Origin of the sequence: Terrimonas pollutisoli (assembly GCF_029360765.1) — a bacterium.
Lineage (GTDB): Bacteria > Bacteroidota > Bacteroidia > Chitinophagales > Chitinophagaceae > Terrimonas_B > Terrimonas_B pollutisoli.
On record NZ_JARKNA010000002.1, the window covers coordinates 471,456 to 485,555 of the forward strand.

The 14,100-nt window shown below is 41.9% G+C and carries 11 protein-coding genes; 4 read left to right on the plus strand and 7 right to left on the minus strand.

Translation table 11 applies throughout. The features are described 5' to 3' along the window. Positions 1-26: 26 nt before the first annotated feature. Both pheT and P2W73_RS05920 read right to left on the minus strand, forming a co-directional pair. Positions 27-2,453, minus strand: coding sequence for a phenylalanine--tRNA ligase subunit beta (pheT, locus tag P2W73_RS05915; protein ID WP_276501078.1), 2,427 nt, complete (start codon positions 2,451-2,453; stop codon positions 27-29). 74 nt (positions 2,454-2,527) lie between these two features. Continuing rightward, positions 2,528-4,030 carry a patatin-like phospholipase family protein gene (locus tag P2W73_RS05920; protein ID WP_276501079.1) on the minus strand — a complete coding sequence of 501 codons (1,503 nt, stop codon included), beginning with the start codon at positions 4,028-4,030 and terminating at the stop codon, positions 2,528-2,530. 380 nt (positions 4,031-4,410) lie between these two features. Between P2W73_RS05920 and dnaB the strand changes: the two genes are divergently transcribed. Continuing rightward, positions 4,411-5,967 (plus strand): replicative DNA helicase, encoded by a 1,557-nt coding sequence (gene dnaB / locus P2W73_RS05925; protein ID WP_276501080.1) that lies wholly within the window; start codon positions 4,411-4,413, stop codon positions 5,965-5,967. Positions 5,968-6,027: 60 nt separating this feature from the next. Beyond that, positions 6,028-6,744 (plus strand): RsmE family RNA methyltransferase, encoded by a 717-nt coding sequence (locus tag P2W73_RS05930; protein ID WP_276501081.1) that lies wholly within the window; start codon positions 6,028-6,030, stop codon positions 6,742-6,744. 86 nt (positions 6,745-6,830) lie between these two features. Here the strand turns inward: P2W73_RS05930 and P2W73_RS05935 are convergent, their stop codons facing one another. Beyond that, positions 6,831-7,634 (minus strand): TerC family protein, encoded by an 804-nt coding sequence (locus P2W73_RS05935; protein WP_276501082.1) that lies wholly within the window; start codon positions 7,632-7,634, stop codon positions 6,831-6,833. Between the two features lie 58 nt (positions 7,635-7,692). Then, the gene (locus tag P2W73_RS05940) at positions 7,693-8,736 is read right to left on the minus strand and encodes a quinone-dependent dihydroorotate dehydrogenase (RefSeq protein ID WP_276501083.1); all 1,044 of its coding nucleotides are present in this window, start codon (positions 8,734-8,736) and stop codon (positions 7,693-7,695) included. A gap of 201 nt (positions 8,737-8,937) precedes the next feature. Here P2W73_RS05940 and P2W73_RS05945 point away from each other — a divergent pair, with 201 nt between their 5' ends. Then, the gene (locus P2W73_RS05945; RefSeq protein WP_276501084.1) at positions 8,938-10,113 is read left to right on the plus strand and encodes an acetyl-CoA C-acyltransferase; all 1,176 of its coding nucleotides are present in this window, start codon (positions 8,938-8,940) and stop codon (positions 10,111-10,113) included. Positions 10,114-10,131: 18 nt separating this feature from the next. Here P2W73_RS05945 and P2W73_RS05950 read toward each other — a convergent pair whose 3' ends face one another. Further along, positions 10,132-10,977 carry an alpha/beta fold hydrolase gene (locus tag P2W73_RS05950; protein ID WP_276501085.1) on the minus strand — a complete coding sequence of 282 codons (846 nt, stop codon included), beginning with the start codon at positions 10,975-10,977 and terminating at the stop codon, positions 10,132-10,134. 260 nt (positions 10,978-11,237) lie between these two features. Between P2W73_RS05950 and P2W73_RS05955 the strand changes: the two genes are divergently transcribed. Further along, positions 11,238-11,699, plus strand: coding sequence for a DUF2721 domain-containing protein (locus P2W73_RS05955; RefSeq protein WP_276501086.1), 462 nt, complete (start codon positions 11,238-11,240; stop codon positions 11,697-11,699). Between the two features lie 168 nt (positions 11,700-11,867). Here P2W73_RS05955 and P2W73_RS05960 read toward each other — a convergent pair whose 3' ends face one another. Beyond that, on the minus strand, positions 11,868-12,182 hold the full coding sequence (locus P2W73_RS05960) for a rhodanese-like domain-containing protein (RefSeq protein ID WP_276501087.1): 315 nt from the start codon (positions 12,180-12,182) through the stop codon (positions 11,868-11,870). Positions 12,183-12,191: 9 nt separating this feature from the next. Further along, the gene (locus P2W73_RS05965) at positions 12,192-14,018 is read right to left on the minus strand and encodes an ABC transporter ATP-binding protein (protein ID WP_276501088.1); all 1,827 of its coding nucleotides are present in this window, start codon (positions 14,016-14,018) and stop codon (positions 12,192-12,194) included. Between the last annotated feature and the right edge of the window lie 82 nt (positions 14,019-14,100).

Sequence of the window (14,100 nt, forward strand, 5' to 3'; positions counted from 1 at the left end):
ATTAAAAGTTAATAAAATAATTGCTATTACTTCCTGATCTCCGCCTGTAAATCTTTTTCTAAAGCCGTCATGATTTTATTCATCCATCCGTCGATCTCCTGGTCAGTCAATGTTTTTTCTTCATCCAAAAAGGTGAAATTAATTGCCAATGATTTTTTCCCGGCACCTAATTTTTCACTTTCAAAAATATCAAACAATTTCAAACCTTGCAGTTTGTTCAGTTTTATCTTCTGCACCGTTTTCTCTACCTCCTCATAAGCCAATTGTGATGGAACGATCATAGCCAGGTCTCTTTGCACGGCCTGGAATTTTGGAATTTGGTTAAAAGAAGGCTTGGTGGCGGCTGCAATTTTTGACAAAGCATTCCAGTTCAAATCGGCAAAGAATACCGGTTGTTTAATGTCAAAGCGGTTCAATACTTTTTTATGTACGATCGCTATCTGCAGGACCACTACTCCTTTGATCATTCCTTGCAGACCGGTTTCAAATTTTGGGTGTTGTAATGCTTCGAATGAATCGATGGTGATGCCCAACAGTTGCAAAACTTTTGCGACAACACCTTTTAATACATAAAAGTCTGAGTTGGTTGATTTGCTTCTCCAGCTATCCTCACTGTTTTTTCCCGTGATATAAAAACAAAGATGCTCCGGTTCCTTGTACTGGGCAGAGCCGCTTGTTGAATAAGTTTTACCAAATTCAAAAAAGCGCAGGTCATTATTTTTCCGGTTGAGATTATGAGCAATTGCTTCTAATCCTGTTTCCAGCATTGAAGGACGAAGGATATTTAACTCTGCACTTAGATTATTCAGCATTTTTACTGATGAATCCAGTTCTTCCTCACTGAAATAGGCCGAATTAGTGATAGAGTTGGTCATGATCTCGTAAAAGCCGAGGCCTACGAGGTAATCTGCCGTTTTTTCCTTGTACACTTCTGTTGCATAATTTTCTTCAACAGCAGGCGTAATGGTGATAGAATCAGGGATGGTCACATTATCCAGCCCATCGATACGCAAAATCTCTTCTACCAAGTCTGCAGGAAGGCTGATATCAGGCTTGTGATAGGGAACAGCAACTCTCAGTTCATCGATTCCTTCTTTTACAATTTCAAACCCAAGGCTGGTTAAGATATCTTTAATAGTATCCGGATGATAGTTTTTACCGCTTAGTTTTTTCAGGTAATGATATTTTATTGCCACCTGTGTTTTTTCCTTTTGCTGAGGATACACATCAACTATATCAGATGATATTTCGCCGCCACAAATTTCTTTGATAAGGAGGGCTGCTCTTTTTAAAACTGTTACGGTTGCAGAAATATCTGTTCCCTTCTCAAAGCGACTGGCAGCATCCGTTCTTAATCCATGGCGAAAAGATGTTTTGCGGATGGATACTGCATCGAAGCAGGCACTTTCCAGGAAAATATTTTTAGTAGAATCAGTCACTCCACTGTGCAGGCCGCCAAATACACCGGCAATACACATTCCTTCTTTTTCATTGCAGATCATCAAATCTTCAGCACTTAGTTTTCTTTCTTTTTCGTCCAGCGTTACAAACGTTGTTCCTTCAGCCAGGTTTTTAACGATCACTTTTTTACCGCTGATGGCATCTGCATCAAAAGCATGTAATGGCTGGCCGGTTTCATGCTGTATATAATTCGTAATGTCAACTATATTATTGATGGGTCGTAAACCAATAGCTTTTAATTTTTGCTGCAGCCAGGTTGGCGAAGTTTCGATGGTTACATTAGAAATGGTCACACCAGAATATCGCGGACAGGACAAAACGTTTTCCACTTTTACCCCGATAGGAAGTGAATGGTTGTCCGATTTAAAACTATTGCTGGTTGGCAATTTAGGTTTAATCGCTTTTTTATCATGGTGATTCAGGTAAGCACAAACGTCCCTCGCTACGCCCCAATGACTCATGGCATCCATGCGGTTGGGAGTTAAACCTATTTCATAGATCCAGTCTTCATAAGGCTTAAAATAGTCGGCAGCAGTAGTACCTACTTTAGCTTCGGACGGTAAAACCAGGATGCCTGCATGTGAAGTTCCCAGTCCAATTTCATCCTCGGCGCAGATCATACCATAACTTTCAACACTTCGGATCTTCGCCACCTTCATGGTCAACGGTTCGCCGTTGGCTGGATAAATAGTGGTGCCGACTGGTGCTACGACTACTTTTTGTCCGGCTGCTACATTGGGTGCGCCGCAAACTATTTGTAAGGGTGCTGTACTACCAATATTCACTGTAGTTAGTGTAAGTTTATCGGCATTGGGATGTTTTTCTGTAGTCAACACTTCACCAATCACCAGGCCTTTGAGCCCACCTTTTGCATCCTCATATTTTTCCATACTCTCCACTTCCAATCCAATCGAAGTAAGTATGCGGCTTAATCTTTCGGGTTCAATTGTCACAGGTAAATATTCACTGAGCCATTTATAAGAAATCGTCATTGTCTGCTACGTCTTTATTTGGCTGCGAAGATAAGGAAAGGCTAAAAGCATATATAAATCGTTTCTATTATCCTTTATACATTATTCGGATTTTCAAATCTCTCTAATCCTATTTGAAAATTCCTCAGCCGTTCCGCCTTATAATTTTCCCAATCAAAGCCCTTTAAAAACTCAGCTGCCGCCAATGCACCTTTGCGAAAGAGTTCAATCTTTTCCTTGTCTTCCATAAAAAAGTTGAGCCAGCTATGATCCTGCACATCGATCTGCCTGACACCAAAATTATAAGCCCTGTTCTTGGTAATAAAATCCCGGTCGAAGTTGAATCGTAGCGTTGAGAAAAGTGATTGTATATACTTTAAAAAAGTATTGTTGCTGCGATTCACTGCATCTACTATTCCATCTTGCAGGCGGATACCCAATGTAGGCATGCGGGGTACGGGATAATTAGGATTGTAAAAAACATTGATTGGGAAATTAGAAAGAGTACCACCATCGATAAACTGGGCTTTATCCGGAATATTCTTTTTTTCATTTTGCCAGTTCAAGTGTTTATCCCAAATAGCGAATGAGCTTTTGGTTCGGATATTATCCTGGCAATAAGTTTCAAAAAAAGCCGGGATCGACATGCTGGCTCTGACAAAATCACCCGGGTGAACATCTTCCTGTTTGGCCCAATAGAGGTCCCACATATTGGGAAACTCGATTTTGCGTTCGCAAACAATATCACAGGTGATAATAGTCAGCATGGGCGTATCGGGTGGATTGTTGTTGGTGCGCCGGGAGTCGGGCTTCACTGAAAGGACAGATGGTACCCGCATAAAATGCTGGTTAAATTTTGCAAGGTTATCAATACTTCCTTTTGAAGCGTCAGCTTGCACGTGATTGGAATCGATCACCTGCCTGATCCAGCGATGAAATACTTTACCCTCATTTAATCCATAGCCATTTTGGCTAAAGTGTTTGAACTTTTTTTGCAATGAATACAACCCTAGAATTGATAAGAGTAAGAGAAAACCTGCTCCAAACCCGATCCATTTGGCAACACCTGGTACAAAGAAGTTCAGGATAAAACAGCCAAATGTTAAGACGAGAAGTATGATGACAAACCATTTAATTATACGGGCAATTCGCCGAAAGAAATTCTTTTTTACCAAAAGTTTTTGTACCAGTGATTTCACCCGTTTCGTGAATTTCCAGTTGGATTCTTTTCCATCGACTAAGGAAAAGAAATCAAGACTCAGAATGTCCTTTATGATCTTCTCTACTTTTTCGTCTTCCTTGTTGCCGGTACAAGCCATCAACATAGCGTTAATAGAACCGGCACTGGTTCCTGCCAGGCTAAAAAACCTGACGCCCATTTTTTCCAACACATAAGTATAACCAACCAAAGCAACGCCCAATACGCCACCGCCCTCCTGTACAAGGTCGACATATTGATGTCCCGCTTTATCCGTTACATCTGATATCATCAATGGCTTATCCTTGAAATAAGTTTTTAATTCTGCTATAACCTGGTTGGCTCCCGATTGCTGTAAAAAATCTTCAATAGTGATTGGTTGTTTTTTTTGAGAAGTCATTGAATAAAGTTTGTGTTAAGTTACAATGGTGACAATTTACTAATGCCTGTTCGCCATTCTCTTTTTATGCACCGGTGTGCTTATCTTTTAACAGAACGGCCCGATATTTTTAACTAATTTGATGGTTGGCTTTTGGGATTGTTTGAGAATCGGTTTGTGGATAACCGCCAGCAGCCAGGTGAAAAACTAGTGTAGAAAGAAAAAGTTTTTTAAAAGAGCTTTTGAATGGAATTAGAACTTTATTTTCGCCGTCTGACTTCGGGAAAACATTCCGATAACAAAGAGGTAACATTTTCTTAAAGCAAGACTGGAATACTAGCCCTAAAGTCATTGGTGAATAAAACACTGATGGTTTAAATTTTTATCGCTATAACTGAACGATGGACCTGACGAACCTTAATAAAGACAGGAAACAGAAAAGAAGATCTTCGATAGACCTGGGAACAATGGTATATGGCAAGGTGCCGCCGCAGGCGAAGGACCTGGAAGAGGCCGTGCTGGGCGCCATTATGCTCGAGAAAAATGCTTTTGATGCGGTAATAGAAATTCTGAAACCTGAATGTTTTTATGTTGATGCACATCAGCGGATATTTAATGCCATGCAGGGCCTGGCCAACAAAAGCCAGCCGATTGATATATTAACGGTAGCCGAAGAGCTGCGCAGCCGTGAAGAGTTGGAGATGGTAGGAGGGCCTTATTATGTTACCAAGCTGACTAATGCGGTGGTATCTTCAGCCAATATTGACGCCCATGCCCGCATTATCCTGCAAAAATTTATTCAACGTGAATTGATCCGGATCAGTGGTGAGATCATCGGTGATGCTTATGAAGATTCAACCGATGTATTCGACCTGCTGGATGATGCAGAAAATAAATTGTTCCAGATCACCAATAATCACCTGCGCAAAGACTATAACTCCATTGATACGGTTTTGGTGAATACGATCAAACGGATCGAGGACCTGCGTCAACGCAACGAAGATGTAACGGGTGTGCCGAGTGGTTTCACCGGGTTGGATCGTGTTACTTATGGTTGGCAAAATACAGACCTCATTATACTCGCCGCAAGACCCGCGGTTGGTAAAACGGCTTTTGCCCTGAATCTTGCACGGAATGCCGCCATGCATCCTACAAAACCTACGGCAGTAGCTTTGTTCTCGTTGGAAATGAGTGCGGGTCAGTTGGTACAGCGTATTCTGTCTGCAGAAAGTGAAATATGGCTGGAAAAAATTGCCCGTGGTAAAATGGAAGAACATGAGATGAAACAGCTATATGCACGGGGTATTCAACGTTTGTCACAAGCTCCTTTGTTTATAGATGATACGCCGGCGCTGAATATTTTTGAATTGCGGGCTAAGTGCCGTCGCTTAAAGAATCAGCATAAGATCGGCATGATCATTATCGACTACCTGCAGCTGATGAGTGGAACAGGTGATGGCAGAGGCACAAACCGTGAGCAGGAGATCAGTAATATTTCCCGAAATCTGAAGGGCCTTGCAAAAGAACTGAATGTTCCCATCATTGCCTTGTCACAGCTAAGCCGTGCGGTTGAACAGCGTGGTTCTAAAGAAGGCAGCCGGGTACCGCAGTTGAGTGATCTTCGTGAGTCGGGTGCTATCGAACAGGACGCGGATATGGTTATGTTCCTTTACCGCCCAGAATACTATGACCTGACGCAAAGTGCCGATGGAGAAAATATTAAGGGCCTCACGGAAGTAAAAATTGCCAAGCATAGAAACGGTTCTCTTGAAACAGTAAAACTGAAAGCACTGCTGCATATTCAAAAATTTACCAACTGGGATGAAGATCCATACAGTGGTGTCGGTCTGCCGTCAGGCGGCTGGAGACCCGTGCAGGATGGAGGCGGCGGAGAAAAGTTATATATTCAAGCTGGTAGTAAGATGAATGATATACCGGCTGATGAAGACCCATTTTAATTGGGGTGAATAAATTGAAAATGTCTGGTCCATTGGGCCGGACATTTTTTATTTTTACATATGGCTTTCCCCTTTTTCTATATCGATGACTATGATCCATCTAAAAATGAGATTTTGTTAGATGAAGATACTTCCCGTCACATTATCCAGGTATTGCGAATGAAGCAGCAGGAATTAGTGAACCTGACTGACGGTAAGGGAAACTTACTTACAACATCTATCACCGATGATCATAAAAAGCACTGTGTTGTTAAGGTCCAGGAAAAAAGTTATAAACAACAAGGTCCAGGAAAAATTTCAGTAGCTATTTCTCTTCTAAAAAATGCCAACCGGTTTGAGTGGTTTTTGGAAAAAGCAACAGAGATTGGTGTCAATGAAATTATCCCTCTTATTTGCCATCGGACAGAAAAAGAAAAATTTCGTCACGATCGGTTGAAGAGTATTTTAGTCAGCGCCATGCTGCAGTCACAACAATGCTGGCTGCCTGTGCTGCATGAGCCGATTGCCTATGAATTATTATTTCGCCAGGAAGAAGTGGCAAAAGCCTCGCAAAAATTTATTGCGCATTGCATAGAAAATCAGAAAAGAAACCTGGCTGATTTGGTTAATGAGACGCTTCCTTCACAAATCATACTCATAGGCCCCGAAGGGGATTTTACTGAGCAGGAAATAGACATGGCTATTGCCCATCATTTTGATGCAGTAGCATTGGGAGAAACAAGACTCAGGGCCGAAACAGCCGGTATTGTTGCTGCTACAATTTTAAGAATGCGTTGAGATTAATGTTAATCAGTTAATTGGTTTATCAGTATCAACAACTAAATGAATTAACCAATTAACTTATAAACAGATTAACAGCAACACTACTTTGCCTGGTCGGAGTAGTTTATATCATCTCTCAATTGCGGCTCATTCAACTCTACTACCCGTTTACTGGCCATACGCTTGCGCATCACCATATTCAATAATTCTACTACAAAGGAGAAGGCCATGCCGAAGTAAATGTAATTTTTCAGGTGCAGTTGTTCTGCTGATTCGGCATCCCATCCTTCTATTACCAGGCTTAACCCGATCATGACAAGAAACGAAAGGGCCAGCATTTTTAACGTAGGATGCTTATGTATAAAAGCGGAGATCTTAGGACTAAAAGTAAACATGATGAACATGGCGATTACTACGGCTGCAATCATGATCTCAACATGTTTGGCTGTACCGCCGGCTGTAATGATGCTATCAAATGAAAATACCGCGTCAATCACCATGATCTGTGCAATCGCTTTTCCGAGCGATAATGGTTTAATATTAGCGGCGGCTACATTAGGATCTTCTCCTTCGAGTTTATGATGTATTTCCATCACGGATTTATAGATCAGGAAAATACCTCCGGCTAACATTACCAGGCTGGCGAGGTCAAAGCCTTTGCCGGAAATACTGAATACCGCTTTGCCTTTTTGTGAGAGCAGCCAGCCAAGTGCCAACAGCAACAAACTGCGTGAAATAATACCAGTGATCATCCAGATGCGCCTTGCTGTTTTTTGGGTTTTTACCGTTGGCAGGCGATTCATAATGATGCTGACGAAAATGACATTGTCGATGCCTAGTACGACTTCCAGAATAACAAGAATGAAAAAACTGATAATACTTTCACTGGTAAATAAATGTTCCATAGTTAATATACTGATTGGCTATTGTGCAAATGTGCTGATAAAATAGTTGTGGATGAATTTAGATTAACTCTTTGCAAATATTTTTTACGATGGATGGACCTTCGTAAATAAAACCCGTCCACACCTGCAGCAATGACGCTCCTGCATTTAATTTTTCTTTGGCATCTGTTCCGGTAAAAATTCCACCGGAAGCGATTACCGGCACGGATCCGCCTGTTCGTTGGTGAATATAGTTTACTAATGCCGTTGATCTTGCTTTAACCGGCAGGCCGCTAAGCCCCCCGGGCCCGATTTTCTCAATTTCTTCTGTTGAGGTTTCAAGCCCAATTCGACTGGTAGTAGTGTTATTGCAAACTAATCCATCAAGCTGTATTTCCATGGCCAAGTCCACTACATCATCTACCTGTTCCGGTGTAAGATCTGGTGCAATCTTTAACAGTATAGGCTTTGAAATCGCTTTGCCATTATTGATCATCTGCAGATGTCGTAAAATTTTTCGCAAAGATTCCTTTTCCTGCAGTTCCCGCAATCCGGGTGTATTGGGACTGCTGACATTTACCACGAAATAGTCAACATAATGATGCAGCTCTTTAAAACAAATCTCATAATCTTTCCAGGCGTCTTCATTAGGAGTGACCTTGTTTTTACCAATGTTTCCGCCAATTATTAGTTTGTTGCCGACTGCCGACTGATTCTCACTCCATTTTTTCAATCGTTCAGCTATTACTTTAACCCCATCATTGTTAAAGCCCATGCGGTTGATCAGCGCTTTATCTGCGGGCAACCGAAATAATCTTGGTTTTTCATTGCCTGCCTGTGCAAGTGGAGTCACTGTGCCAATTTCAACAAAGCCAAAACCAAGAGCTTCTAACTCTCTCAGGTACCGGGCATTTTTGTCAAAACCGGCACCCAGGCCTACCGGATTTTTAAATGCTAATCCAAAATGATGGCTTTGCAGGCTCTTATTTTTTGGTGAAAAAAGGAGTTCGATCGATTTCCGGATAAAACCTACGCTGCAAAGGAGTTTGAGGGTATTCATAGAGAAGTAATGAACCCATTCCGGATCGAAAAAAAACAGTATGCGTCGCAGAGTGTTATACATAATGGCGGCGAAGATAAATGAACTTTAAAGACAGCTTGGTGGATAAGCCAAGTCTGATTAAATTTGATATTGAAAGTTGCATAAACAACCAAATTGTTTATGGTTTATAGTTTTGAATTTATGGTTAAATAAACCGGGTAAAGCACTACAAACTACAAACCAAAAAACTTTAAACTTTTTAAACGTCTTAAACTTTTCGCTATGCAGGAAGCTTATATAGTAGCCGGTTACAGAACAGCTGTTGGTAAAACCAAACGTGGTGGTTTTCGTTTTTATCGTCCTGATGATCTGGCGGTGGAAGTGATCAAAGGAGTTATGGCTTCGGTGCCTCAATTGGATCCCAAACAGGTTGATGACGTCATTGTGGGTAATGCTGTTCCGGAGGCCGAGCAGGGATTGCAGTTTGGCCGGATCATTTCTGCCCGTGCTTTGGGGTTTGATGTACCTGGTGTGACGGTTAACCGGTATTGTGCTTCAGGTCTTGAAACAATAGCCATGGCAACTGCTAAAATTCGTACTGGTATGGCGGATTGCATCATTGCAGGTGGAACTGAGAGTATGAGCCTGGTGCCTACAGCAGGATGGAAAACTGTGCCCGCCTATTCCATTGCCAAGGATGATCCCGATTACTACCTGAGCATGGGATTGACAGCCGAAGCGGTAGCGAAAGAATACAATGTAAGCCGTGAAGACCAGGATGAGTTTTCCTATAACTCTCACCAAAAGGCGATAGCGGCGATACAAAATGGTTACTTCAAAAGTGGTATCCTGCCGATTACCGTAGAAGAGATTTACCTGGATGCAAAGGGAAAAAAGCAAAAAAGAAATTATACTGTAGATACGGATGAAGGCCCAAGGGCTGATACTTCGAGGGAAGCCCTGGCCAAATTGAAACCAGTATTTGCCGCCAATGGTGTGGTAACGGCCGGCAATTCTTCTCAAACTTCCGACGGTGCAGCCTTCGTGATCGTGATGGGAGAAAAGATGATTAATGAGCTTGGGCTGAAACCAATTGGTCGCCTGGTAGCTTGTGCCTCAGCCGGAGTGCCACCAAGAGTGATGGGCATTGGACCGGTCGCTGCCATTCCAAAAGCTTTAAAACAGACAGGGATGAATTTGGGCGATATTGATCTTGTCGAACTAAATGAAGCCTTTGCTTCGCAGGCATTAGCCGTTATTCGTGAAGTAGGGTTGGATCCTGCCAGAGTTAACATTAATGGTGGAGCCATTGCGTTGGGACACCCATTAGGTTGTACCGGAGCGAAACTCACCATCCAGGTGTTGAATGATATGAAGCGGTTAAATAAGAAATATGGAATGGTGACAGCCTGTGTAGGTGGTGGGCAGGGTATTGCAGGAGTGATTGAGAATTTATAGACACTATTCCTGTGTAGTTTAATATAGATTCAAAAGCATATCCCTGAATTCTTTTTTATTTTTCCAGGGAATCAGGTGTTGTGCCCCGGCTATCGTATCAATCGTAATTTTTTCAGCGTTTATCAGCATGGCTGTGCCATATGCAATGTTTTGAATCGGTACCCATTTGTCTTTGTCGCCGTGTATAAAATGAACCTTACAGGTTACTTTTTTAAACTCTTGTTGTAAAGGCAAGAGATCAGTTTTCAAATAGATTAGTTCGGTATTACTTGGGCCCAGTGCACCTGGAAAAAGCCAGTAGAGTGGTCTTACATTCATGATTTTTCGCCAGGTTTCTTTTTTTTCCTGCTTAGCGTCAATGGAACCTGATGCTATAATGATTGTTTCAAAAAGATTTGGATCACTTGCTGCTAACTGTATTGCAATTGGAGCTCCCAGACTATGCCCGCAGACATACATGGGTTGCTTCGTTTTCAATGATTGTAGCAGGGGTAAAATCAGTTTACACTGGTCCTGCAGATGTAGTGGCTGGCCAAAATCACTAAAACCGAATCCAGGCCTGTCAATACTTACCAGTCTAAACTTTTTTTGCAAGTCAGGATCCCACATATATTCTGCATAGTTCATTGAACTGCCCGGGCTACCGTGTAAAAAAATAAGCGAAGGCAAACTATCGGAACCGCTTATCGCATAATGTAAATGCCTTTTATCAATAATTGTATCATGAATATCCAATGGCACTTGCCGGGCGGCAAAAAGCTTGTGAGCTTTCGAATCACTCCATCGAAACTTAAATACCACGCATTGCGCTAAAACGATCCATAAGCATAAAATTAAAAGGGTATAAAGCAAAATCTTTCTCATTTAAATAGTAATCAATTTAGATGCGAAGTAGTCGTAAGCCTGGTTGCCATCGGTTTGCATTATTGCAGAGCCCACAAAAATTTTTGGCTGGCTTATTTTGTCTCCAATAGCATTTGTTTTTTCCGGGGAGTGATATTTTTCAAACTCAAAAAAATAATGTCAGCCTGGACTTATTATCCCAAAAGGTCATTTAAGTTACAATTTTATTTCAGTATCGGTTTAGCAGAAGTGCCGTTGTCCTAACTTTAATAATTTTAATCATGGAAATCACTTTTAATACCCCTGCTTTATTATTTCCGGCTATCAGTTTGTTGTTGCTGGCCTATACCAACCGGTATCTCGCTTTGGCCAACCTTATCCGAAAACTACATGATGAATATATGCGGGGCGAAAAGAATCATCTCTTGTTGAAACAGATCAGGATACTTCGCCAGCGTATTAACCTGGTGCGATACATGCAGGGAGCAGGTGTGTTTAGTTTTTTGTGTTGTGTAATTACCATGTACGGTGTGTACCAGCAATGGAGTGTGCTGATCAAATATGTATTTGCTCTAAGCCTGATCAGCTTGTTGGCATCCCTGATCATTTCACTGATTGAAATCTCAAAAAGCACCCATGCGCTGGAACTGGAATTAAGTGATATGGAAGATTTAGAAAAGTCAAACTTCTTTACGGATTTGTGGAAGGGAAAGGAACGGCCCCCTTCCGACTTCCCCCAATAGGGGAAGCCACCAATACACAATCCTCGCTTTTCGGAGATGTCGATAACAATAAATGTCTCCGGAATTGTTGAGTGGGGTATAAAGATGATGTGGTAGAGATGTAGATAGGAAAGATATGAAGCACCGCCTCCTCTCCTTGGGAGAGGAGGATGGGAGGTGAGGCCGTTTTTATAGCCTGTTCACTATTCTTAGCAATCTATGCCAATTGCCGCCATTGTAATACTCTGTTAATCCCATTTCTTTCAGGTATTGAATCGCCTGGTTGCTCCGATGACCCGACGTGCAACAAAAAACGATAGGTTTATTCATCGCCAGGATTCTTTTTGCATTGATGGGAATGCGGTCTACTGGTATATTGATAGAGTCGGGAATCTTGCCCTGGTCGTATTCTGCAGCGGACCGTACGTCGATTATCAACGCACCCCTAAATAAGGCATCTTTTATCTTACTATTACCAAGGCCTAAAAAAGAAAGGATCGACATGGAAGTATCTTAAGCCGTTAAAACTTTTGTTTTTCTTTCGCCGATCTGCTGGCGCCACATGGCATAATACAAACCTTTTTCCTCGAGCAGGCTTTCATGTGAACCTGTTTCTACTACATCGCCTTTTTCCAATACAAAAATTCTGTCGGCATGCATGATGGTGGAGAGACGGTGTGCAATCAGGATAGTAACCTGGTTGCCTTCGCGGGAAATATCACGGATGGTGTCTGTTATTTCTTCTTCGGTCAGTGAATCCAGTGCGGACGTTGCTTCGTCAAACAACAATAGTTTTGGTTTGCGGATCAATGCCCTGGCGATAGATAATCTTTGTTTTTCTCCACCGGACAATTTCAAACCACCTTCACCGATGGTAGTGTCCAATCCTTTTTCAGCCCTTGACAATAAATTTTGACAGGCAGCTTTATTTAATGCATCGAAAAGGTCATCTTCAGTCGCAGCAGGATTTACAAACATCAGGTTTTCCCGGATGGTGCCTGAAAACAATTGTGTGTCCTGGGTGACAAAGCCAATTTGTCGCCGAAGGTCTTCGAAGTTGATCTTTGTTTCATCCAGCGAGTTGTAAAGAATTTTTCCTTTTTGCGGACGATAAAGTCCCACGAGTAACTTCATCAACGTCGTTTTGCCTGAACCTGATGGTCCCACAAAGGCGATCGTTTCGCCGGTGGATACTTCAAAGCTAATATCGTTGATTGCACTTTGTTGCGCTGTTTGATGCTTGAAGCCAACATGTTCAAACTGCAGTTTACGAATGTCACCAAGGTGCATAGGATTGGCTGCCTGTGGCTCTGGTTTCTTTTGCATCAGGCTCTGAAAATTTTCCAGTGATGCCTGTGCTTCACGATAGGAGAGAATGATATTGCCGATTTCCTGCAACGGACCAAATACAAAAAAAGAAAAGATCTGCATGGTTACGATTTCGCCGGGTTGTAATTCACCCCGAAATACCAGCCACATCAGCATAAATAAAATCACCTGGCGAAGCGTATTGACAAATGTGCCCTGGATAAAACTAATACTTCGGATACGTTTTACCTTGGTCAGCTCAAGCCCGAGAATTTTGAAAGTGTTTTTGTTCAATCGACCAACTTCCTGTTGAGTAAGGCCAAGACTTTTTACCAGTTCGATATTACGGAGTGATTCGGTAGTTGCACCTGCCAAAGAGGTTGTTTGTGAAACGATTTTCTTTTGGATGACCTTTACCTTTTTACTTAACAGGTTCGAAATATAAGTGAGCAAAAAGATTCCGCCGAAATAAATGATGGGCAACCGCCAATCTTTGGTAAAGGAATAAAACGCTACAAAAGCGATTCCCACGAATACCGGAAACAATACATTAATAAAAGTGGAAATAAATTTTTCCGTATCCGTTCTTACTTTTTGCAGGATGCCCAATGTTTCACCGCTTCGCTGATCTTCAAAATCATGGTAAGGAAGCTTCATGGCGTGTTGCAATCCATCCGTAAATACAGTGGCGCCAAATTTTTGCGTAACAAGATTTAAAAAATAATCCTGGAAGGCTTTGGCGATACGACTGATCATTGCTACCGAAATCGAAGCTAGTAGCAGCCAAACTACGCCATACAAAGCCTGCTTTACAGGTTCCCCTGATGCCTTATTTACAGTGACTGTTTGTTTAGTATAAAGGAAATCGTGCCAGGAAAAGTTCTCAGTTGTTTGGTGATAAGCTGCCAGGTCAACGAGTTTTCCAAAAATGATCGGGTCAAACAGTGAAAAGCCAATATTGATACCAGCCAGCACAAGGGTCAATATTACCAACCATTTATAAGGCTTAAGATAGCGAAATAATATCTTCATAAAAGGGAAACTATATGAGCAAAAGAGAAACAACAATCAAATAGCGTACAAGTTCGTAAAAAATGACAACTTAGCAGCAGGC